Raw genomic sequence first — 23,247 nt, forward strand, 5'->3', positions numbered from 1 at the left:
CCGCTCACAAGGAGACCTCGATGCGCCCCACGGACGCGGTCAACTGCCCCTCGGAGGGCGCCCGGAGCCCCTTCGCCGCCTACGGACTCCCCGACGCCCCCGGCACCGAGGAGTTCTGGTCGGCCGTCGGCGCGGCGGGCCTGCCCGCATCGGTGCCGGCGGGCGAAGGCGACGACGACGGCGGCCACGACGGCCACGACGGCGACGGCTGGCGGACCCTCTTCCTGTGGCGCGGCTCCCCGGCGGACGTGGTCTTCGAGAGCTGGTCCGGCCCGGTGCCGCTGCGCCGGCGGGCCGGCACGGACTGCTGGTACGCCGAGGTGCGGATGCCCGAACGGCTGCGCGTGACCTACTGGTTCCGCGCGGGCGGCGCCGCGTACGCCGACCCCTTCAACCCGGTCGGCGCGGGCGGCGACCGGTCCATCGCCGCGACCCCGGACTCCCCCGCCCAGCCGTACTGGCCCGACCTCGGCCCGGACGCCGTTCTGCCGCTGCCCCGCGCCCGGATCCGCTGGGCCGCCGCGGGGACCGGCGGGCGGCGCACCGTACGCCTCCACCCGGTGGCCGGCGGCGGGCCGGTGGTGCTGCTGCTCGACGGGGACGACTGGCTGTACCTGCACCCGGCGATGACCGCCTTCGACGCGGCCGCGGCCGCCGGCGCGGTGCCTCCCGTCACGCTCGTGTTCCTGCCCGCCAAGGACCGGGAGGCCGAGTTCGCGTGCGGTCCGCGGCTGTGGGAGGCGGTCCGGGACGAACTGCTGCCGCTGGTGGCGGAGTCCGGGGTGCCCGCGGACCCGGACCGCCTCGTGGTCGCGGGGCAGAGCCTCGGCGGGCTCAGCGCGGTGTACGCGGCGCTGGAGTTCCCGGAGCTGGTGTCCCGGGTGGCCTGCCAGTCGGGGTCGTTCTGGTGGACGCCCGGCGCACCGGGCTCGGCGGACCCGCTGGGCGGGCCGGTCGGCGGCTCCGTCGCCGACCGGCTGCGCGAGCGCCCCGACCTGTCCGGGCTGCGGGTGGCCTTCGACGTCGGGGAGCACGAGACGCGGATGCTGCCGCACTGCGCGCTGACCGAGACCCTGGCCGAGCGGGCCGGCGCGGCCGTGCGCGTCTCCCGCTCGGCGTCGGCCCACGACCGGGCGGGATGGCGGCACGCCCTGCTGCGGGACGTCGCCTGGGCGCTCGGCTGACGCCGCGGGCCCGCGCCAACGGGCCACGGCCCAGGCCAACAGGCCACGCCCCAAACCCACAGGCCCACAGACCACGCCCCAAACCCCCAGCCCCGCAGACCACGCCCCAAATCAACGGGCCACGGCCCGCCCGTAGTCGGCGTCGCCGGCCAGCAGGTTGCGGTGGGTGTCCTCGGCGGTGATGACACCGCCGTCCAGGACGAGGACCCGGTCCGCGGCGTCCAGGAGCGGCGGGCTGCTGGTGATCACGACCGTGGTGCGGCCCCGGCGCAGCTCCGCGACACCCCGCGCGATGAGCTGTTCGGTGACCGCGTCGACGGCCGTCGTCGGGTCGTGCAGGACCAGGATCTCGCTGTCGGCGGCCAGCGCCCGGGCCAGGGAGAGGCGTTGGCGCTGGCCTCCGGAGAGGTTCGCGCCGCGGTCGCGGACGGGGTGGTCGAGGCCCTCGCGGTGCAGGGCGACGACATCGCCCAGCATCGACGCCCCGACGGCCTCGGGGACCTTCGCGCTGGTGCCCGAGGGGTCGATGTTGCTGCGGAGGGTGCCCGCGAAGACCTCCGCGTCGTACGGGTTCACCAGCAGCTGCGCCCGGACCGCGTCCACCGACAGCCCGGCGACGTCCCGCCCGCCGAGCCGCACGGCTCCCTCGTACGCGCCCGGCGGCACCCGCAGGGCCAGCACCGAGGCGAGGTCGGCGGCGGCGCGCGGCTGGTAGGCGGCGATCGCCACGAACTCCCCCGCCGGCACCCGGAACCGCAGCCCGTCCAGGGCTCCGTGGCGGACGCCGTCGACCTCCAGGTCCGATCCGGGGGCCGGGCGGTCCGCGCCCGGGACGGCCACCGGGGGCGCGGCCAGCAGCAGGGCCATGCGCTCGGCGGAGGCGCGGGCCGTCATCACGTACTTCGGCATGTCCGAGAACAGCTTGAGCGGCTCCATGACGAACTGCGCGAGCCCCACGGCCATGACGAGCTGGCCGATGGTGATGGCGCCCTCGAAGGCCAGCCCGCCGGCGGTGAGGGTCACCGCGGCGGCGAGGACCGCGTTGAGGGCGAGGGCCGTGCCCGCGTACGCGCCGTTGACCCGGGCGACGGCGACCGCCTGCCGTCTCGCCTCGGTGCTGACCTTCCGGTAGGAGCGGAACGCCGCGTGGTTGCCGCCGAAGCCGTGCAGCGGGCGCAGGCCGGTGATCAGGTCGGCGACCTTGGCGCCCGCGCGCGCCACCCTGGCCTGCTGTTCCCGGGTGCCGGCGCCGATCCGCCGGGACAGCACGCTCAGGACCGAGAGGATCGCCACGGTGCCGACGATGACCAGCAGCCCGAGGCGGAGGTCGGCCAGGCCCAGTGCGGCGGCCGCGACGAGGACCGCGACGAGGGAGCTGATCAGCAGGGGCACCACCTCGATGATGTCGGCGGTCTGGTCGGCGTCCTCGGTGGCGAGGGTCAGCACCTCGCCGGACTTCAGTCCGGTGTCCCGGGCCACCGGCTGGAGTCCGCAGTCCGCGACGCGGACCCGCCAGCGGTGGGCCTCGGTGGTGTTGGCCTTCTGCAGGACGCGCATGCCGAACCGCCACGACAGCGAAACGGTCGTGATGATCACGGCCAGGGCGGCGACCGACAGGACGAGCGCGCCCGGGCTGCGCTCCCGCAGCGCGAGTTCGACGATCAGGCCGAGCGCGATGGGGAAGGCGGTCTCGCCCGCCTGGTACAGCCCCATGAGGACGGTGCCCCGGGCCATGGCGCCGAGGTTGCGGCGCAGCGCGGTGCGCAGGATGTCGGAGCCCGTGCGCGGCTCCCGCGGGTCAGGAGTGTTCATCGAGGTGTCGGGCGATCGCTTCCGGGGTGCGCAGGGTGAACAGGTCTCGGACGGTGATGACGGGACCGTACTCGCGGCGGAGCAGCCCGATGAGCCGCACCGCCAGCATGGAGTGCCCTCCGAGGGACGTGAAGTCGCCCACCGCGCTCACCTCGTCGTCGTCCAGGTCCAGTGCTTCCGCGAAGTACGCGCAGACCACGGTCTCGGTCCCGGGACGCGGGCCCCGCTCCCCCTCCGTGGTGTACGAGCCGAGCGGCCTGGCCTCCGGCAGCGCCCCGGTGTCGGCCTTCCCGTTGACGGTCAGCGGTATGCCCTCGACGCGCGCGTAGTGGGACGGGCGCAGGAAGTCCGGCAGCGCGGCGCACACCTCGGCGGCGACGGCCGCCAGTTCGGCCCCGTCCTCCAGGACGAGGTACGCGGCCAGCCGGTGACCTCCGCCGGCCCCGGGGTCGGGCTGGGGGACGGCGGCCGCGAACCGGACCGCGGGGTGCGCGGTGAACGCGGCCTCGACCTCTCCGGGTTCGACGCGGTGGCCCCGGATCTTGACCTGCTGGTCGGTGCGGCCGAGGTAGGCGAGGTTCCCGTCGGGCCGCCGCAGCACCAGGTCGCCGGTGCGGTACATCCGTTCGCCGGACGCGCCGAACGGGCAGGCCACGAAGCGGTGCGCGGTCTGGCCGGGCTGGCCGAGGTAGCCGCGGGCGATGCCGGTGCCCGACACGTACAGCTCGCCGGGCACCCCGTCGGGCAGCGGCCGCAGCCAGGGGTCGAGGACGTACACGTCGGTGTTGTCGATGGGCACGCCGACCACCGGGTCCTGGCATTCGAAGGTGCCGACGCCGAGGGTGTTGATGGTGTATTCGGTGGGCCCGTACAGGTTGTAGCCGGCGGTCCCGGGGGTGTCGGCGAGCCGCTGCCACAGGGCCGGGGTGACGGCCTCGCCGCCCAGCAGCACCAGTGCGGGGCGGCGCTCCGGGTCGTCGAGGAGGCCTTCGGCGACCAGCTGCTGCGCGTACGTCGGGGTGACGTTGACGACGTCGATGCGGTGTTCGAGGCAGTAGGCGGTCAGCCGGGGGGCGTCGCGGCGCAGTTCCTCGTCGCAGACGTGCACTTCGTGGCCGTCGGCGAGCCACAGGAGCTCCTCCCACGACATGTCGAAGGCGAAGGACACGGTGTGGGCGATGCGGAAGGTGCGGTGCCGGTGTTCGGCGAGGACGGGTTCGAAGATCCGGCGCTGGTGGTTGAGCAGCATGTTGGTGAGCCCTGCGTACTCGGTGACCACGCCCTTGGGCCGGCCGGTGGATCCGGAGGTGTGGATCGTGTACGCGGGGTGCCGCAGCCGGTACGGGTCCCCGGGTGCGAACGTCACGAAAGGCGGCCCGGTGTCGGGGAGCGGCCGGTCCAGCTCGATCAGGTCGCCGGTCAGCCGGGGGGCGACGGCGCTCACGGTGAGCACCGCGTCGGGGCGGGCGTCCGCGAGGACGGCGGCGATCCGCTCGTCGGGGTGGTCGAGCTCCAGCGGCACGTACGCGGCCCCGGTGCGCAGCACGGCGAACAGCGCCACGATCGAGTCGAGGGAGCGCGGGACGGCGAGGGCCACGGTCTTCTCGGGGCCGATGCCGCGCCGGGCGAGGACCCCGGCGACCCGGCGGCTGTGGTCCCGGAGCCGGCCGAAGGTCATCTCGCGGCCGTGGGCGACGAGCGCGACCCGCTCCGGGTGGCGGTCCGCCGCGCGGTCGAACCGGTCGACGACGGTGTCCGTGCCGATGGCGGTGCGGACGCCGGCCACGGGGTCGGGGCCGAGTCCGGGCAGGGCGCCGACGGGTCCTTCGGCGCGGGCCAGGTCGTCGAGGACGTGCAGGTAGTCGTCGAGGAGGCGGCGTGCGGCGGGCGTGTCGTGGTCGCGGTACTCCAGCTTGACGGTGAGGCGTTCGCCCGGGGTGACGACCCAGGTGAACGGGTAGTGGGTGGAGTCGTCGGCGCGCACCGCGGTGATGCCGTGCCGGGTGTTCATCGCGGCGAAGGCGTCCGCGTCGAGGAAGTTCTGCAGCACGAACAGGTTGTCGAAGAGGGTGTCGTGGCCGCCGGCCCGCTGGATCTCGCCGAGCCCCAGGTGCTCGTGGTCCATCGCGGCGACCCGCGCCGCCTGTACGTCCGCCAGGTACTCGCGTACGGTCGCGGCCGGCCGGGGGCGCGTCCACACGGGCACGGTGTTGAGGAGTACGCCGACGATGCCGGACAGGCCCTCGCCCTCGCGGCCGGAGACGGTCGCGCCGAACACGGCGTCGGCGCGGCCCGTGCGCGCGCCGAGCAGCAGGCCGAACGCGCCGGTCAGCAAGGCGTTCAGGGTGACGCCGTGTGCCCGGGCGGCGTCCCGCAGGCGCTGCGAGCGCTCGGCGGAGAGGGTGTCGACGAGGGTGCGGGGCAGGCCGTCGGCGAGGGCCGGTGCGGCTCCGGCGAGCAGGGTCGGGCCGGTGAGGCCGGCGAGGTGCCCGGCCCAGAAGCGCTCCGCCGCCGCGGGGTCCCGGGCGGCGAGGTCCCGGGCGTACTCCTCGAAGCCGGGCCGGGCGGGGGCGGGGGCCGTGAGGGTCCCTGCGAGGGCGGCCTCGTAGGCGTCGAACAGGTCGCGCAGCACGGTCTCGCGGGACCAGCCGTCCCACAGCAGCAGGTGGTAGCTGAGCAGCAGGCCGTCGCGGCCGCCGGGCAGGCGCACCACGGTCAGCCGGAGCAGCGGCGGCTCGCCGGGGTCGAACCCGGTGTCGCGGTCGGAGGCGAGGAGGGCCTCGACCTCCGCGTCCGTGGTGAGGGAGAGGGTGCGTACGGGGACGCGCCGGCCCGCCGCGAGGACCTGGACCGGGTTGCCGTCGTCGTCGGTGGCGAAGCCGGCGCCGACGGCGGGGTGGCGTGCCGTCACCCAGGCCATGGCGTCGGCGAGGGCGCCGGGGTCGAGGCGGCGGTCGAAGGTGAACCAGCTCTGTGCGACGTAGTGTCCGGCCGGGCCGCCCAGCTGCGCCTGGAAGTACAGGCCGCGCTGGAGCGGGGTGACCGGCGCCGTGCGCTCGGCCGTCCGGGCGGCGTCCGCGAGGTGTTCCAGGGCGTCCAGCCAGTGCCGGGTGATCTCGTCGGGGACGCCGTCGGCGAGGGTGAACTCGGCGTGCAGGCCGCCGGTGGCGGCGTCGGTCCAGGCGTTGACCTCCACGGCGTACGGGCTGTCCTGCGCGCCGCCGGTGATGCGCGGCACCTGCGACTCGCCGCTCCGGCCGAGGTAGTTGAGGAGGACCTGCGGGGTGCCGGCGGCGGCCAGCAGCGGGGCGGTCTGCGGGTCGAGGTGGCGCAGCCGTCCGTAGGCGAGGTGGGCCGCCGCGTCGGGCCGGCGCCCGGCGGCCTCGCGGGCGGCGGCGACGGGGTCGGAGTGGGGGGTGAGGCGTACGGGGGCGATGGAGGTGAACCAGCCGACGGTGCGGGTGTAGTCGTGGTGGGGCAGCACCGGGTCCCGGCCGTGCCGCTCCAGGTCGACGGCGAGGTCGGCGGGCACCGGCTGGATCCGGGTCAGGGCGGCGCGCAGGGCGCCGCACAGCAGCTCGGTGGGGCCGGTGCCGAGGGCGTCGGGGGCGCTGCGGGTGAGGACGTCGGCGGTGGCGGGCGGGAGCACGGCCGTGGTGACGCGTCGGCCGGACGGCCCGCCGGGCAGGAGCGGGGACGCCTGGAGGGTGTGGATCCAGTGTCCGGGGTCCCCTGGGCCGTCGGCGGTGCCGTGGGCGAGTGCCCGCGCGTACTCGGCGTAGGAGGTGGTCGGCGGGGCGGTCGGGGCGCCGCGCAGGGCGGCGGCCAGGTCGTCCAGCAGGACCAGCCAGGACACGGCGTCGACGGCGAGGTGGTGCGCGGTGACCACCAGGGTCCGGGTCGGCTCCAGCCAGGTGAAGGCGACGACGTCGCCGGTGGCGGGGTCGAGCCGTCCGGCGGCCTCGTTCGCGGCGGCCTCCGCGTCGGCGGTGTCCGTCGTCGCGAGTTCCACCGGGCGGGCGGGTCCGGTGCTCGGGGACCACACCCCGTGCGCGGTGCTCAGCCGCAGCCGCAGGACGGGGTGGGCCGCGACGACGGCGTTCGCGGCGCGCTCGGCATCGGCGGGACCGGTGCCCTCGGGGGCGGTGAGGGTCCGGGCCTGGGCGAACCGGGCGAGGGAGCCGCCCAGTTCGCGCTGGCGCAGGAGGATCGGGGTGGGGGGCAGCGGGCCTTCGTCCTGGGCGGGAGCGGAGGCTGAGGCGGAGTCGGGGGCGGGGTCGGAGGCGGAGTCGGGGGCGGGGACGGCGGCGCGCGGCGTCCCCGGGGTGGCGGCGGCCAGGTGCTCGGCGAGGGCGCGCGGGGTCCGGTGCAGGAACACCTCCCGGGGGGTGATCGGGTGGCCCAGCGCCCGGGCCCGGTTGACGACGGTGATGGCGAGGATGCTGTCGCCGCCGGCCCGGAAGAAGTCGCTGTCGGCGTCGACGGCGGTGCCGGGCAGGGTGTCGGAGAAGACGGCGACCAGGGCGGCCAGGGCGGGGCCGGCCGGGGCCGCCGGGAGTTCCTGCGGGCGTTCGGCCCGCTCGGTCAGGGCCGCGCGGTCCAGTTTCCCGTTGACGGTCAGCGGCAGGGCGTCGGCCGTGAGGACCCGGGCGGGCACCATGTGGGCGGGCAGCCGGGCGGAGAGCGCGCGGACGAGGGCGTCGGGGCCGCCCGGGAGCCGGCCGACGACGTGGGCGACGAGGTGGTCGCCGCCGGCCACGGTGACGGCCGCGTCGGTCACCCCGTCGAGTTCCCTGATCGCGGCCTCGACCTCGCCGGGTTCGATGCGGTAGCCCTTGAGCTGGACCTGGTCGTCGGCGCGGCCGGTGAACTCCAGCCCGCCGCCGAGGGTGCGGCGGGCGAGGTCGCCCGTGTGGTACATGCGGGAGCCGTCGCCGGCGAAGGGGTCGGCCACGAAGCGGCCGGCCGTGAGCCCCGGCCGGCCGAGGTAGCCGAGGGCGAGCTGGCCGCCGGCCACGTAGACGGCTCCGGTCCGGCCGGGCGGCACCGGCCGGAGCCGGTCGTCGAGCAGGTGGACGGCCAGGCCGGGGAGCGGGGTCCCGATGGGGGAGGCACCGTCGTCGCGGCCGGAGTCCGCGTCGGTCAGCCGCCGGTGGGTGACGTGGACGGTGGTCTCGGTGATCCCGTACATGTTGACCAGCTCGGGTGCGTCCGTGCCGTGGCGTTCGACCCAGCCGCGCAGCCGGGCGGGGTCCAGGGCCTCCCCTCCGAAGACGATCCGGCGCAGTGCGGTGGGCGGGGAGCCGGCCTGCCGGTCGGCCTCGGTGAACTGGTGGAAGGCCGAGGGGGTCTGGTTGAGGACGGTCACCCCGCGCTCGCGGACCAGCCGGTGGAAGTCGGCCGGGGAGCGGGTCAGCGCGTGGTCCGGGACGATGAGTTCGCCGCCGTGGGCGAGCGCGCCCCACAGTTCCCAGACCGCGAAGTCGAAGGCGTACGAGTGGAACTGCACCCAGACGTCGTCCGGTGCGGGGTCCAGGTCGTGCCAGGTGTTCGCCAGCAGGGCCGCCACGGCGGCGTGGGTGACGACGACGCCCTTGGGCCTGCCGGTGGAGCCCGAGGTGTAGATCACGTACGCGGGGTCGTGCGGGCCCGCCGCCGGGGCGGGTCCGGCGGTGTCCTGCGGCGCCTGCTCCTCCCCCGGCACCAGCAGCCGGGCCGTCACGCCCGCCCGGTCCAGCAGCCGGGCGAGGCGCTCCCGCTGCCCGGCGTCGACGACCACGGCCTGCGGGGCGGCGTCGGCGAGGACGAACTCCAGGCGTTCGTCCGGGTGGGCGAGGTCCAGCGGTACGTACGCGCCGCCCGCGCCGACGACGGCGAGCACGGCGGTGACCTGTTCCGGGCCGCGCGGCAGGGCGATGGCGACCCGTACCCCCGGCCGGACACCGGCGGCGCGCAGGACGCGGGCCTGTTCCCGCCGGGCGGCGGCCAGTTCGCCGTAGGTCAGGGAGCGGGTGGTGCCGTCGAGGGCGCAGTGGGTGACGGCGGTCGCCGCCGGGTCCCGGCGGGCGGCGGCGTCGAAGAGCGCGCCGAGGGTCGTGCGGGCGGTCGCGGCGGGGAGCCGGGCCCCGCCGGCGGGGGCCAGGCCGGCGACGGGGGTGTCGGGGTGGGTGAGCAGGGTGGTGAGGGTGTGGTTGAAGGTGTCGAGGAGGGCGCGGGCGTCCTCCTCGCCCAGCAGTGCGCGGTCGTGGATCAGGTTGAAGCGCGGGCGGCCCCCGCCGGGGCGTTCCACCACGAGGGTGAGGGGGTAGTGCGGGGCGCCCTCGTTTGCGACGGCGGTGACGGCGAGGGTGTGGCCGGGGCGGCGCAGGGCGGCCGGGTCGGCGGCGACGTCGAAGACGACCAGGGTGTCGAAGAGCGGCCCGGCTCCGGCCCGCCGGGTGATGCGCGCCAGGGAGACGTGCTGGTGGGCGAGGACCGCGCCCTGGTGTCCGCGCACGGAGCCGAGGAGTTCGCGGGCTGTGGTGGCGGCGGTCCACCGGGCTCGTACGGGGACGGTGTTGATGAACAGGCCGACCATGTCCTCGATGCCGGGCAGGCCTGAGTCGCGCCCGGAGACGGTGGAGCCGAACACCACGTCGGTGCCGTGCAGGAGGCCGCCGAGGGTGAGCGCCCAGGCGCTGTGCACGGCGGCGCTGAGCGGGACGCCGGCGGCGCGGGCGGCCCCGTCGGGGTCCCCGTGCGCGTCGGCGAAGGCGTCGGCGAAGCGGTCGGAGGGGGTGTGTCCTTCGGCGACGAGCGAGGGGCCGGGCAGTGCGGCGAGCTGTTCGTCCCACACCCGGTCGCTCTCGTCCTGGTCGCGCCCGGCCAGCCACCGTACGTAGTCGGTGAATCCGTCGCGCGGGTGCGCGCTGCCCGGCGCGTGGTATTCGGCCAGCAGGGCGCGGAGCATCGGCGGCACGGACCAGCCGTCGGCGACGAGGTGGTGGACGGTCTGCACCAGGACGCTGCGTCCCGGTGCCGTGCGGATCAGGGTGTACCGCATGAGCGGGCCGGTGGCCAGGTCGAAGCCTGCGCGGCGGTCCCGCTCGGCGTACGCGCCGATCTCCTCGGCGGTGGCGCCGGGCCGGTCCAGGGTGGTGAAGGGGGCGTCGGCGCCGTTCTCCAGGACGGAGACCACCCGGCCGTCGGCGAGGCCGGTGAAGCGCGCGGCCAGGTTCGGGAAGAGCGCGAGGAGCCGGGTGGCGGCCGCCCCGAGCCGGGCGGCGTCCACGTCGCCCTCCAGGGTCAGCAGCTGCTGCTCGACGTAGCTGCCCGGGGAGTCGTCGTCGAAGACGGAGTGGAAGTAGAGGCCTTCCTGGAGCGGGGTGAGCGGCAGGACGTCCCGCAGGGCGGGGCCGTCGAGGGCGTCCACGTCGGCCTGGGTGAGCGCCACCAGGGGGAAGTCGCCGGGCGAGTGGCCGCCCAGGCCGAGCGGGGCCAGGGCGGCCAGTCCGGTGAGGGCCTCCCCGAACCAGCCGGTGAGGGCGGTGACGTCCTCGTCGGTGAACATCCCCTCGGGCCAGGTGAGGGTGGTGACCAGCCGGTGGCCGCCGGCCGGGTCCGGTTCGGCGACGGCGTTGAACTCCAGGGCGCGGGGCAGCCGCATCCGGGGGTCGCGCCGCTCCCCCAACTGGCTGGTCGTGCCGGAGAGTTCCCAGTCTCCGGGGGTTCCGGCGCCGGACCGGCCCAGGTAGTTGAACAGCACCTGGGGGGCGGGGGCGTCGAAGGAGGTGCCGGCGAGGTGGCGCAGGACCCCGTAGGAGAGGCCGTTGCCGGGGACGCGGGCGAGGTCGTCCTTGACCGCCTTGAGCGCGGCGGCCAGGTACGCGGGCGCGGTGGGGTCGGTGGCGGGTCCCGGGTCCACGGTGACGGGGAAGAGGGTGGTGAACCAGCCGACGGTGCGCGACAGGTCGGGTTCGGATCCGGCGGTGTCCGCGAGCAGGCCGCTCTCGCGGCCGTGGCCCTCCAGTTCGACGTGGGCGTACGTCTGGTCCTGCCCGAGCCGGCGGCGCCACCGGGCGAGGGTGACGGCGAGGGCGGTGAGCAGGACGGGGCCCGCGCCGGTGTGGAACCGGGCGGGGACCGTGCCGAGCAGGGCGGCCGTGTTTTGGGGGCCGACGGTGACGGTGGCCGCCCGCTCCCGGGCGACGGTGTCGGCGCCGGTCAGGGGGCGCCGGCCGAGCGGCGCGTCGGGTCCGGGCAGCGGCCGCCGGTAGTGGTCCCGGTCGGCGGCGAAGTCGGCCCGTTCCAGGAGGCGGGTCCAGCGCCGGAACGACGTGGCGACCGGGGGGAGTTCGACGGGGTCGCCCGCGGCCGTCTGCCGCCAGGCCGTGGCGAGGTCGTCGCGCAGGATCCGCCAGGACACCCCGTCGACCACCACGTGGTGGACGACGAGGACCAGTTGGCGGGCCGCGCGGCGCCAGACGGCGCGCAGCATCACGCCGCCCTCCGGGTCCAGCCCGGCGGTGGCGAGCGCCACGCACGCGTCGAGGGGCCGGTCGCTCTCCTCCCAGCGGGCGCGGGCCCGGTCGGCGTCCGGGACGTCGAAGCCCCAGTGGCGGCCGCGGACCAGGCGGGCGCGGAGCATGTCGTGCCGCCGCAGCACGGCGGTCAGGATCCGGTCGAGGGCTTCGGCGGTGAGCTCGGCGGGGGTGTCGAGGACCACCGACTGGACGAAGCCGTCGACGGCGTCGGTGGTCTCGCCGAGCCACCGCACGACCGGTGATCCGGTCACGGGGCCGGTGGCGGTGGCGGCGTCGTCCGCGGGGGCGGCGCCCGCGCGTCCGGCCACCGCCGCCAGGTCGCGCACGACGCCGTGGGTGAAGATCTGCCGGGCGCTGACGTGCAGGCCGGCCTCGCGCAGGGCGCTCAGCAGGGAGATCGCCAGGAGGCTGTCCCCGCCGAGCCGGAAGAAGTCCTGGTCCACGCCGACCTCGTCGAGCCGGAGCACGGCCGCGACGGCCGCGCAGACCAGGCGTTCGTTCTCGGTGGCGGGTGCGAGGAGCGGGCCGGCCGCGGTCTCGGGCTCCGGCAGCGCGTCCCGGTCGATCTTGCCGTTGGCGGTGAGGGGGAACTCCTTCAGCACGACGACGCGGGCGGGGACCATGTACTCGGCCATGTGCGCGGCGGCCCAGTCCCTGACCTCGTCGGCCCGCAGGTGTTCGCTTCCGGCGACGGGGATGACGTAGCCAACGAGGTGGGTGGCGCCGGCCGCGTTCTTGCGGGCGACGACGCAGGTGTGCCGGACCTCGGGGTGTTCGGCGAGGCCGGCCTCGACGTCCTCGGTCTCCAGCCGCATGCCGCGGATCTTGACCTGGTTGTCGGCCCGGCCGAGGAAGTCCAGCGAGCCGTCCGGGGCGTACCGGGCGAGGTCGCCGGTGCGGTAGAGCCGGGAGCCGTCGGCGGCGAAGGGGTCGGCGACGAAGCGGGAGGCGGTGAGGCCGGGCGCGCCGGCGTATCCGCGGCCGAGGAGGAAGCCGCCGACGTAGAGCTCGCCGCCGACGCCGGCGGGGACGGGACGCAGTTCCCCGTCGAGGACGTACAGCCGGGTGTTGGGGTTGGCGCGGCCGATGGAGGTGGTGAGGCGTTCGGCGGCGCCCCGGTAGACGACGTGGGAGACGCCGATGGTCGTCTCGGCCGGGCCGTAGCCGTGGTACAGGGGGATGCCGAGCCGGGCGCGGAAGCGTTCGTACAGCTCGGGGGTGAGGACCTCGCCGCCGCACCAGACGTGCCGCAGGCTGTCGAGCCGCCCGGAGTCGCCCGCGATCTCCAGGAGCACGTCCAGCACGGAGGGGACGAGGTAGGTGAAGGTGACGCGCTGCTCGGCGATGACGCGGAGCAGGTGGTGCGGGTCGCGTTCGCCGCCGGGCCGCAGGACCACCAGCCGGCCGCCGGTGACCAGCGGCAGGAAGATCTCGTTGACGGAGATGTCGAAGGAGAGCGGGGCCTTGAACAGCGAGGCGTCGTCGGGTCCGAAGCCGAGGACCTCCCGGCTCTGCCAGAGCAGCCGTTCGCTGATGGCCTCGTGCCGGATCATCGCGCCCTTGGGCCGGCCGGTCGACCCCGACGTGAAGATCACGTAGGCGAGTGCGGCGCCGGGGACGGGGGTCGCGGGCCCGTCGCAGGGCTGGGCGGCGAAGGCCCAGTCGCCGAGGTCGACGGCCACCGCCTCCGGTTCGGCGGGGTCGTGTTCACCGGAGTCGTTGAGCTGGAGGACGACGCCGGCGTCCTGGATGGCGGCGGCCCGGCGCGCGGCCGGCCACTGCGGGTCGAGGGGCACGAACGCGGCCCCCGCCTGGAGCACTCCGAGGAGGGCGATCACCATGTCGGCGGAGCGCGGCAGGGAGATGCCGACGGCCTGTTCGGCGGTGACGCCGCGCCCGGTCAGGTGGTGGGCCAGCTGGGCGGCCAGTTCCGCGGCCCGGCGGTAGGTCAGCGACCGGTGCCCGTCCACGACGGCGACGGCGTCCGGCCTGGTCCGCGCCTGTTCGCGGAACATCTCCACGAGGGTCGGGCGGTCCCGCTCGGCCCCGGTGTCGTTCCACGCGGCCAGGGTGCGGGCGCGCTCGGCGGCGCCGCCCGGTCCGATGGTGCCGAGGGGGCGGGCCGGGAAGTCGGCCAGGTCGTCCAGCGCCCGCTGCGCGTCGGCCCGTCCGACGCCTGCGGGGACGGTGATGCTCCGGCCGTCCGCGCCGACCTCCCAGCCCGCGGGCGGGGCGGCGGCGCCGCTGCCGGCCAGGGCGAGGAGGTCGGTGAAGGGGGTGCCGGGGGTGAGTGGCGTGCCGTCGGGGCCGCGGCCCGTCGCCCAGTACGCCAGCCCGATGGCGCAGGCCGTGGTGATGGTCCTGTCGCCGTGGTCGCCGGCCCGTCGGCGGACACCCGCGAGCCGGGTGGGGGACAGCCGTACGAGACGCGCGGTCGGTTCGGTCATCAAGGAACAACGCCCCTTCGGTTTCCATACGGCGGCCCACCGGGTCAGGTGGGCCGGCTTCCCTCGCGCCAGGCCCGCCACAGGTCCGCGTACCGGCCGCCCAGGGCCACCAGTTCCTCGTGGGTGCCCTGTTCGGCCACCCGTCCCGCGTCCAGTACGGCGATGCGGTCCGCCGCCACCGCCTGGGTCAGCCGGTGGGCCACGAACAGGGTGGTGCGGCCCGCGCAGGCGGCGCGCACGGCCCGTTCCAGTCCGGCGGCGCCCTCGCTGCCCGCCTCGGCCGTGGACTCGTCGAGCACCACCACGGGCGTGCGGCAGAGCACCAGCCGGGCGAGGGCGATCCGGGCGACCAGGGTGGCGTCCGGGCGCTCGCCGCCCTCGCCGACCGGGGTGTCCAGCCCGTCGGGCAGGGACTCGGCCCACTCGTGGGCGCCGACGGTGCGCAGGGCGGCCGTCAGTTCGGCGTCGGACGCCCCGGGTGCGGCGAGGCGCAGGTCGTCGGCGAGGGTCCCGGAGAAGACGTGGGTCTCCTGGGTCAGGATGCTCACCAGGGCCCGGGCGCCGGCCTCGTCGAGGTCGGCGAGGTCGGTCGGGCCGATGTGCACGGAGCCGGCCTGGGGGGTGCCGATGCCCGCGACGAGCGCGGCCAGGGTGGACTTGCCGGCGCCCGTGGCCCCGACCAGGGCGAGCGAGCCGCCCGCCGGGATCGCCAGGTCGACGTCCCGCAGCACCGGCTGCTCGGCGCCGGGGTAGGTGAAGGTCAGGCCCTTGACGGTGACCGGGTGGGGGCCGGCTTCCGCGGGTGCGACGGCCGGTGCGCCCACGAGCCGGCCGGCGGCGCCTTCGCCGAGCACTCCGACGAGCCGGGTCAGGCTCGCGCCGGACTTCTGCGCCTCGTCGAAGGTGAACATGATGGAGCCGAGCGGGGTGAAGAGCCGGTGGAACACCAGCGGGGCCGCCGCCACTTCGCCCAGGGTCGCGGCGCCTGCCTCCAGCAGGGCGTAGCCCACCAGGATGATCAGGACCAGTCCGATGAACTCGGCGCGGTTCTCCCGGCCGACGAAGCGGCCGAAGAGCCGGAACACCTCGATGCCGAGGTCGCGCACGCGCCGGGACTCGGCGGTGACCTTCTCGCGGACGGCTCCTTCGAGCCGGTAGGCCCGGACCGTGTCGATCCCGTCGAGCCCGCTGATCAGCGCCTGGGCCCGGTCGGCCTGGACGGCGCGCTGCCTGCGGTAGAGCGGGGCGGACCGGGGCAGGTACCAGCGCAGGGCGAGCGCGTACGCGGGCAGCGCGCCGGTGCCGGCCAGGCCGAGCCGCCAGTCCAGGCCGAACATGCCGGCCGTGGCGATGGCGACGAGGACGCCGGCGGAGAACACCGTGGGCACGGCCGAGCGGATGCCCCGGGACAGCACGGCGACGTCGTCGCCGACCCGGGAGAGGACGTCGCCGCGGCCGACCTGCTCGATGCGGGTGCTGGGCATGCCCAGGACGGCCCGGACGGCGCCCTCGCGGAGCCGGGCGAGGAGGTCCGCGCCGAGCCGTCCGACCAGGTACGTGGAGAGGGCGGCGGCGACCGCGCCGAGCAGTGCGGCGGCCGCCATCACCGCCCCGGTGGTGAACAGGACCGAGCGGGGGCCGCCGGCGGCGGCCGCGTCGACCACCCGGCCGACCAGCAGCAGCGGGAGCACCTGGAGGGCGGCCCCCGCCACCGTGGTGAGCACGGTGGCGGAGGTCAGCCAGGGCCGGTCGCGGCAGTGGGCCGCGACCCAGCGGGCGGCCTCGCGGCCCGTCGTGGTGAGCAGGGCCGACGGGGCGGGGCGGGTGTCGGGGCCGGTAGCGGTGGCAGTCACTGCCCGGCCGACTTGACGAGTTCGTCGATGGCGTAGGGCAGGGAGAGCAGGGTGCCCTGGGACATGGCGGCGCCGACGGCCGGGCCCTCGCTGTCCAGGAGGTAGGAGACCTTTCCGTTCCTGACGGCCTTGAGGTTGGCGAACAGCTCGGACTTCTTCAGGGCTTCCTGGTCCGCCTTGTCGTTGATGACGAAGATGCGGTCGACGTCGATCAGGTCCATCCGCTCCGGGGAGAGCACGGTGAAGAACTTGCCGTCCGCGATCTTGTCGATCTCGGTCTGCCCCTGGTAGCCGATGCCGGTCACCAGCCGTCCGCGGACGTCGGTGGTGGTGAACGGCGCCGCGGCGTCCTTGTACCAGGACAGGGCCACGGCCTTCCGGTCCGCGAACTCGGGGTGGGCGGCGCGGGCCGCGTCGAGCCGGTCCTGGATGCCCTTGACCAGTGCGGCGCCCTTGCGTTCCTGGCCGAGGGCCTTGGCGATGTGGACGGCGTTGTCCTGCCAGGGGGCGCTGAACGGCTCCTTCTCGGCCTTGGTGCGGCCGACCGTGGGGGCGATCCTGGAGAGCTTGTCGTAGGCGGCGCGGTCGATCTCGGAGTAGACGGCGATGATCAGGTCGGGGCGCAGGGCGGCGATCTTCTCGTAGTTCGGGCCGGTGTCGCCGTTGTTCATGACGACCTCGGGGCGGGTGTCGCCCCACTTGTCCTTCACCCAGGGCCACTGGGTGTTGACGTCGGGGCTCGTGCCCGGCGGGTTGGGGTACTGGTCGACCATGCCGACCGGCTTGATGCCGAGCGCCAGGACGGCCTGGTCGTCGGTGTAGCCGACGGAGACGACCCGGCGGGGGGCCTTGGTGACCTCGGTGGTGCCGAACGCGTGCTCCACGGTGACGGGGAAGGTGCCGGCCGCGGCGGCGGGGGCGCCGTCCGCCTTCCCGGGGGCCGGGTCGGCGGTTCCGGAGCCGCATCCGGCGAGGAGGGCGGCCCCGAGGGCCGCGGCGGACAGGGCGGCGGCCGGCCGCCGCCACGGGTTCGTACGCGGTGCCGTGCGCGGTTTCGTACGCGGGGCCGTGCCCGGTGCCGTGCGTGGGGCAGTTCGCTGGAGGAGCATCCGCAATCCCTTGCTCTTGTGCCGTCCATTGCAGTGCCGCCCGGAGGCAGCCACACCCTAGCGCCCCAACCAAGGGGAGCCTAGCCTTACTTGGGCCCGTACTTATGTCCGGGCCGGGCCGCGCCGCACGTGCGCGCGGCCTATCGGGACGATGAGCGGGCGGTCGCCCACCGGGTCCTCGATGACCTCCGCGCGCAGGCCGAACGCCTCGTGCAGCAGGCCGGCGGTGACGACCTCGCACGGGTGCCCCTGCGCCAGGACCGAACCGGCCCTCATCACCACGAGGTTGTCGCTGTAGCGGGTGGCGAGGTTGAGGTCGTGCAGCACCATGACCACCGTGCGGCCGCCCTCGTGCAGGTCGTCCACCAGGTCGAGGACGTCGATCGCGTGCGCCAGGTCCAGGTAGGTGGTCGGCTCGTCGAGCAGCAGCAGGTCGGTGCCCTGGGCCAGCGCCATCGAGATCCACACGCGCTGGCGCTGCCCTCCCGAGAGGGTGTCCACCGGGCGGTCGGCCAGGTCGGACACCCCGGTCATCGCCAGCGCCCGCTCCACCACGGCGGCGTCGTCCGAGGACCACTGCCGCAGCCAGCCCTGGTGCGGGTGCCGGCCCCGGGCGACCAGGTCGGACACCGTGAGGCCGTCCGGCGCGACCGGTGCCTGCGGCAGCAGGCCGAGCTTCTTCGCCACGTCCCTGGTGCGCAGCCGGCCGATGTCCTCGCCGTCCAGCACCACCGTCCCGCCGGTCGGCCTGAGCAGCCTCGACAGGGTCCGCAGCAGGGTCGACTTGCCGCAGCCGTTGGGGCCGATGATGGTGGTGACCACCCCGGCCGGGATCTCCACGTCGAGGTCCTCGATGACGCTCCGGCCCCCGTACCCGACCGTGACCCCCCTGGCGGCCAGCCGGGAGGCGCCGCCGGCCCCGCCGGCGCCCCCGGTGTCGTGCTCCGCTGCCACTGGTCCCCCTGTTCCGTGTGTGCCCGAATGTGTGCCGGCTAGCGGAGGTTGGCCCGCACCAGCAGGTATACGAGGAAGGGTCCGCCGACCGCGGCCGTGACCACGCCGACGGGGAGGGTGACGGGCAGCGCCGTACGGGCGACCAGGTCCGCCCCGATCAGCAGCAGCGCGCCCACCAGCCCGGAGGCCGCCAACGGCGGTGTCGGGCACCTCGCCAGACGCATCGCCGCCTGCGGAGCCACCAGCGCCACGAACGGAACCGGGCCCGCCGCGCTCACCGCGACACCGGCGAGCAGCACCGCGCACAGCAGCAGCACGGCCCGTACGGCGGAGTGGCGCACGCCCAGCCCGGCGGCGACCTCGTCGCCCAGGTGCAGCGGCTTGAACTGGAACGCCGCGCACGCCACCACCCCCAGCAGCACGAGGGTGCACCACAGCGCCACCCGGACCTCGCCCCACGAGCGGCCGTCCAGCGAGCCGACCAGCCACGCCTGCGCCCGGGCCACGTCCCTGATGTCGGCCGTGACCAGCAGCCAGGTCGTGACCGCCTCCGTCACCGCGCTGACCGAGATGCCGATCAGGATCAGCCGGAAGCCGTCGATCCCGCGCCGCCACGCCAGGAAGTAGACCAGCAGGCCCGCACCGAGCCCGCCCGCGAGCGCCGCGGCCGACAGGCCCACCGAGTCGGCGACCGCCGCGGCGGCCCCTCCGGAGACCGTGACCAGGAAGACCGCCACCATGCCGGCGCCCCCGGTGATCCCCAGGATGTCCGGGCTGGCCAGCGGATTGCGCGCGACGGACTGGGTGATCGCCCCGGACACCCCGAGGGCGACGCCCACGACCAGCCCGGCCAGTGCCCTCGGCATCCGCAGGTCCATGACCACGAACTGGTCGACCCGTTCGCCGCCGCCCAGCACGGTGGCGATCACCTGCGGCAGGGCGATGGGGAACTCGCCCACGCCGATGGACAGGCAGCCCAGCAGGAAGACCGCCGCGGCCAGCAGCAGGGTGACCGCCGCGATCCACGGCCGCCAGACGAACGACACCCCGCCGAGCCGCACACCCGGCGCCACCACTTGCCTCACGTCCGCCCCGTTCACGTGCTCTTGAGCTTTCCGCGCCACACCAGCACCGCGAAGAACGGCGCCCCGAGCAGGGCGACCAGGATCCCCGCGTCCAGCTCGCCCGGCCGCACCACCAGCCGTCCCGCGATGTCGCAGACCAGCAGGACGATCGCGCCGAGCAGGCCCGCGTACGGCACCAGCCGGCGGTAGTCCGGCCCGGTCAGGTACCGGGCGACGTGGGCCACCATCAGGCCGAGGAACGCGATGGGGCCGCACGCCGCCGTCGCCGCGCCCGCCAGCAGGGTGATCGCGACGATGCCGGCGCTCCGGACGAGCGGGATGTTCACGCCGAGCCCGCGCGCCACGTCGTCCCCCAGGTTCAGCAGGTTGACCGCGGGCAGGGTGACCAGGGCCAGCACCAGCCCGGCCGCGACGAACGCGGCCACCGGCCGGATGACGTCGAAGCCGGCCCCGGACACGGAGCCCGCGTTCCAGAACCGCAGCGCGTTCAGCGACGCCTGGTCGGACAGCGCGACCGCCGTGGTCATCGCCGCGAGGAACACCGTCACCCCCTGCCCGGCCAGCGCCAGGGTCAGCGGACTGCCCGCCCCCCGCCCGATGCTCGCCAGCCCGAACACGACGGCCCCGGCCACGGCAGCCCCCAGGAAGGCGAACCAGACGTACTGGAACGGGCTGCCGAGCCCGAACACCGCGATGACGGTCACCACGGCGAACGACGCCCCGGAGTTCACCCCCAGCAGGCCCGTGTCGGCGATCGGGTTGCGCGTGTACCCCTGGATCAGCGCCCCGCCGGCCCCCAGGGCGGTGCCCGCCACGATCGCGAGCACCGTCCGGGGCACCCGTACGGTCTGCACGATGAGCCTGATCTCGGTGAGCCGCGGGTCGGGGTCCGGCGCGGCGAACAGGCCCTGCCAGACCTCCGCGGGGGTCAGCGCGCGGGCGCCGACGGCCAGCGAGACCAGGGCGGCCGCCAGCAGGACCGCCACCAGCGCGCCCGGCCCCGCCACCCGCCGTCGGCGCGGCGCCCGGGAGGCGCCCCCGGCCGCCCGGCGTTCCACCGTGCTCGTGCCCATGTCCGAGTACGCCGTCCCTTCCGCTAGCGGGCGGTGCTGCCGGTGCCGTCCGCGACGGTCCGGGCCGCGCCGGAGCCGGATCCGGGGCTCCGGCCGAGGAGGGAGTCGAGGATCTCGCCGACCCTGACGGCGGTGTTGGACAGCAGGGAGGAGGTGATGCCGTGCGTGTGCTCGGTGCCGCCCTGCACGTAGATGCCGCAGCGCACGCCGGGGTCGGTGCCGATGCGGTAGTCGCGTCCGACGCGTACGCGCCCCTCCCCGTCGCGCAGGCAGCGGTCGGCGACCTCGCCGAGGAGGCCGAGCGGGTCGGCGGGCCGGTAGCCCGTGGCGAAGACCACGGCGTCGGCGTCCAGGGGCGTCTCCTCGCCGGTGACCAGGGACCGCACGGTGGCCCGCACCCCGGCGCCGGGGTCCTCCTTCACCTCCGTCAGCCGGGAGACGTTGAGGAAGCGCAGGCGTTCGGTGCCCAGGACCTTCTCCTGGTACATCTGCCGGTACAGGTCGTCGATCAGGTCGATGTCGACCACGGAGTAGTTGGTGTTGCGGTGGTGGTCCATCAGGCCGCGCTTGACGTCCTCGGGGGCGGTGAAGAACTCGTCGACCGCCTCGGGGTCGAAGATCCGGTTGGCGAAGCCGCTGTCGTCGGCGGGGCTGTAGCCGTAGCGGGTGAAGACGGCGCAGACCTCGGCCCCGGGGAAGCGGCGGTGCAGGTAGGCCACGTTCTCCGCGGCGCTCTGTCCCGCGCCCACGACGATGAACCGGGAGGGCGCGGCCCCCGCCATCTCCTCGACCCTGGTGAGCAGTTCGGAGGTGTGCCAGACGTGCTCCGTGCGTTCCACGCCGTCCGGCATCAGGGGGCGCAGCCCGGTGCCGATGACGAGGTTGCGGGCACGGTGCAGGGCGAGCCCCTCGCCCGAGCGGACGGTGACGTCGAGGTGTTCCACGACCCCGTCCGACAGGACGGGGGTCACGCCCACGACCTCGTGGCCGTAGCAGACCATGTCGTCGACCTGGGCCGCGGCCCATTCCAGGTAGTCGTGGAACTCCACCCGCAGGGGGAAGAGGCTCTTGTGGTTGATGAAGTCGACCAGCCGGCCCCTGCTCTTGAGGTAGCACAGGAAGCTGAAGCCGCTGGCCGGGTTCCGCAGGGTCACCAGGTCCTTGAGGAAGGACACCTGCATGGTGGCGTCGTCGATGAGCATGCCCCGGTGCCAGCCGAAGCGCGGCTGCACCTCGAAGAACCGGGCGGTGACCGCGTCCTGTCTGCCGGCGCGTGCGTTGTGCTCGCTGAGCGCGATCGCCATGGCCACGTTCGACGGCCCGAAGCCGATGCCTACGAGGTCGTGGATCGGAGGGGCGTCGCCGGGACGAGCCTGTGCCATGTCACTCCCATCGTGCGGGGGGGGGCGGCCGCAGCGCCGCGCGGCGGCCGTTGGTCGAGCAATGGGGACGTACGGGAAGGGGCCCGCCGACCGGGTTCCGGCCCGGAACTTAGGTAAGGCTAAGCTGATTTTATCGGGGCTGTCGAGGGGCCGGACCGGGTCGACGGGAGCGCGCGGACACCAACACGCCCCCCAATGCGCCCCGTTGCGCGCTTAGGTAAGCCTTGCTTAACTGACCGGCGGTCAACCCCCCCGCGCTGAGGAGGAACTCCATGAGGGTCGTCATGTTCGGCTACCAGACGTGGGGCCACCGCACCCTGCAAGCCCTCCTGGACTCCGAACACGACGTGGTGCTGGTCGTCACACATCCCCGGAGCGAGCACGTCTACGAGAAGATCTGGAGCGACTCCGTCGCCGACCTCGCCGAGGAGCACGGCGTCCCGGTGCTGCTGCGCAACCGGCCCGACGACGAGGAGCTGTTCGAGCGCCTCAAGGCGGCCGACCCGGACGTCATCGTCGCCAACAACTGGCGGACCTGGATCCCCCCGCGCGTCTTCGGCCTGCCCCGCCACGGCACGCTGAACGTGCACGACTCGCTGCTCCCGAAGTACGCCGGCTTCTCCCCGCTGATCTGGGCCCTGATCAACGGGGAGACCGAAGTGGGCGTCACCGCGCACATGATGGACGACGAGCTCGACGCCGGCGACATCGTGCGGCAGGAGGCGGTCCCCGTGGGGCCGCAGGACACCGCCACCGACCTCTTCCACAAGACCGTCGACCTGATCGCCCCGGTCACCATCGGCGCGCTCGGCCTGATCGCCTCCGGGCAGCGGGAGTTCACCCGCCAGGACCGTTCGCAGGCGAGCTTCTTCCACAAGCGCTCCGTCGAGGACGGCCGCATCGACTGGACCTGGCCCGCCCAGAACCTCGAACGCCTGGTCCGCGCCCAGTCCGACCCGTACCCCAGCGCCTTCACCTTCCACCGGGGCCGGCGCGTCGAGGTCCTGGCCGCCAGGGTCTCCTCCGCCCGGTACGGCGGGACGCCCGGCCGGATCTTCTACCGCGAGGGCGACGGCGTGGTGATCGTCGCCGGCGCCGACGCCGCCACCGGCCGCAATCACGGCCTGGCCATCACCCGCGTACGCACCGAGGACGGCCGCGAACTGCCCGCGGCCGAGTACTTCACCTCCATGGGCGGCTACCTGACCCGCACGCCCTGACCCCCCGGGGGTCCGGCCGGCGGTTCCACCGCATGCGCGACCACGGCAGGGACAGCTCCCCCGCGGCGGTGACCTCGCGCGGTACGAGGTCTTCGACGGGGGCGGCCTCGCGGTGGCGGGCGTAGACGGAGTCGACGTAGCGGTGGCCGGTGTCGGCCGCGACGAAGACGACGGTCCGCTCCGGGGCGCGCCCGCGTTCGTGACGGGCAGCCAGGTAGCCGGCTCCGGCGGACAGCCCCGCGAAGACCGCGTGCCGGCGCAGCAGGTCGACGCCGCCCGCGAGGGCCGCGTCGAAGGAGATCCAGTGCAGGGTGTCGTACAGCTCGTGCGCCACGTTGCCGAAGGGGATGGAGCTGCCGATGCCCGCAATGATGATCTCGGGGTCGCTGACGTGCTCCGCGCCGAAGGTGACGCTGCCGTACGGCTGTACGCCGACCAGCTCCACGTCCGCGCTCCCGCCCGGACCCGCGCGCAGGTAGCGGGCGAGGGCGCCGGTTGAGGCCCCCGAGCCGACCCCGCCGACGAGGGTGAGGGCGATCCGGTCGGGCACCGTCTGGTCCCAGCGGACGCCGCCCATGCCGAGCAGGAAGACCACGTACGCGGAGA

At 75.2% G+C, this 23,247-nt stretch carries 11 protein-coding genes; 2 read left to right on the forward strand and 9 right to left on the reverse strand.

The window, feature by feature from the left end:
• Positions 1-20: 20 nt before the first annotated feature.
• Positions 21-1,184, forward strand: a complete 1,164-nt coding sequence (locus tag ACQKM2_RS02440) for an alpha/beta hydrolase-fold protein (RefSeq protein WP_427705662.1) — start codon at positions 21-23, stop codon at positions 1,182-1,184.
• Positions 1,185-1,295: 111 nt separating this feature from the next.
• On the opposite strand, the gene ACQKM2_RS02445 is transcribed toward ACQKM2_RS02440, so the two are convergent.
• From ACQKM2_RS02445 to ACQKM2_RS02480, 8 genes are all read right to left on the reverse strand, one after another.
• Positions 1,296-2,996: an ABC transporter ATP-binding protein gene (locus ACQKM2_RS02445; RefSeq protein WP_427705664.1), complete on the reverse strand. Its 1,701-nt coding sequence runs from the start codon at positions 2,994-2,996 to the stop codon at positions 1,296-1,298.
• On the reverse strand, positions 2,983-13,965 hold the full coding sequence (locus ACQKM2_RS02450; RefSeq protein ID WP_427705666.1) for an amino acid adenylation domain-containing protein: 10,983 nt from the start codon (positions 13,963-13,965) through the stop codon (positions 2,983-2,985). Before ACQKM2_RS02450 ends, ACQKM2_RS02445 begins: the two co-directional genes overlap by 14 nt.
• A 44-nt stretch (positions 13,966-14,009) precedes the next feature.
• Positions 14,010-15,818, reverse strand: a complete 1,809-nt coding sequence (locus ACQKM2_RS02455; RefSeq protein WP_427705668.1) for an ABC transporter ATP-binding protein — start codon at positions 15,816-15,818, stop codon at positions 14,010-14,012.
• Entirely contained in the window at positions 15,815-16,927 is a 1,113-nt protein-coding gene (locus ACQKM2_RS02460) for an iron-siderophore ABC transporter substrate-binding protein (protein WP_427705670.1), read from the reverse strand. Before ACQKM2_RS02460 ends, ACQKM2_RS02455 begins: the two co-directional genes overlap by 4 nt.
• A 102-nt stretch (positions 16,928-17,029) precedes the next feature.
• On the reverse strand, positions 17,030-17,881 hold the full coding sequence (locus ACQKM2_RS02465; RefSeq protein ID WP_427705672.1) for an ABC transporter ATP-binding protein: 852 nt from the start codon (positions 17,879-17,881) through the stop codon (positions 17,030-17,032).
• Between the two features lie 38 nt (positions 17,882-17,919).
• A complete protein-coding gene (locus tag ACQKM2_RS02470; RefSeq protein WP_427705674.1) occupies positions 17,920-18,981 on the reverse strand; it encodes a FecCD family ABC transporter permease in 1,062 nt (353 codons plus the stop codon).
• Complete coding sequence (locus ACQKM2_RS02475; RefSeq protein ID WP_427705676.1) at positions 18,978-20,039, reverse strand: FecCD family ABC transporter permease; 1,062 nt, start codon at positions 20,037-20,039, stop codon at positions 18,978-18,980. Before ACQKM2_RS02475 ends, ACQKM2_RS02470 begins: the two co-directional genes overlap by 4 nt.
• Positions 20,040-20,062: 23 nt before the next feature.
• Positions 20,063-21,421 (reverse strand): lysine N(6)-hydroxylase/L-ornithine N(5)-oxygenase family protein, encoded by a 1,359-nt coding sequence (locus tag ACQKM2_RS02480; RefSeq protein ID WP_427705678.1) that lies wholly within the window; start codon positions 21,419-21,421, stop codon positions 20,063-20,065.
• 272 nt (positions 21,422-21,693) lie between these two features.
• Here ACQKM2_RS02480 and ACQKM2_RS02485 point away from each other — a divergent pair, with 272 nt between their 5' ends.
• Positions 21,694-22,641, forward strand: coding sequence for a methionyl-tRNA formyltransferase (locus ACQKM2_RS02485; RefSeq protein WP_427705680.1), 948 nt, complete (start codon positions 21,694-21,696; stop codon positions 22,639-22,641).
• Here the strand turns inward: ACQKM2_RS02485 and ACQKM2_RS02490 are convergent.
• Positions 22,604-23,247 (reverse strand): pyridoxal-phosphate dependent enzyme (locus ACQKM2_RS02490; RefSeq protein WP_427705682.1); only part of this gene is annotated, 644 nt, incomplete at its 5' end. The genes ACQKM2_RS02485 and ACQKM2_RS02490 overlap by 38 nt on opposite strands.

This window comes from Streptomyces sp. NPDC004126, assembly GCF_050275515.1.
In the GTDB taxonomy this organism is placed as follows: domain Bacteria; phylum Actinomycetota; class Actinomycetes; order Streptomycetales; family Streptomycetaceae; genus Streptomyces.

Coding starts and splice junctions, on each gene's coding strand:
- ACQKM2_RS02440 (WP_427705662.1), top strand. CDS start 21: ATGCGCCCCACGGACGCGGTCAACTGCCCCTCGGAGGGCGCCCGGAGC.
- ACQKM2_RS02445 (WP_427705664.1), bottom strand. CDS start 2,996: ATGAACACTCCTGACCCGCGGGAGCCGCGCACGGGCTCCGACATCCTG.
- ACQKM2_RS02450 (WP_427705666.1), bottom strand. CDS start 13,965: ATGACCGAACCGACCGCGCGTCTCGTACGGCTGTCCCCCACCCGGCTC.
- ACQKM2_RS02480 (WP_427705678.1), bottom strand. CDS start 21,421: ATGGCACAGGCTCGTCCCGGCGACGCCCCTCCGATCCACGACCTCGTA.
- ACQKM2_RS02460 (WP_427705670.1), bottom strand. CDS start 16,927: ATGCTCCTCCAGCGAACTGCCCCACGCACGGCACCGGGCACGGCCCCG.
- ACQKM2_RS02475 (WP_427705676.1), bottom strand. CDS start 20,039: ATGGGCACGAGCACGGTGGAACGCCGGGCGGCCGGGGGCGCCTCCCGG.
- ACQKM2_RS02485 (WP_427705680.1), top strand. CDS start 21,694: ATGAGGGTCGTCATGTTCGGCTACCAGACGTGGGGCCACCGCACCCTG.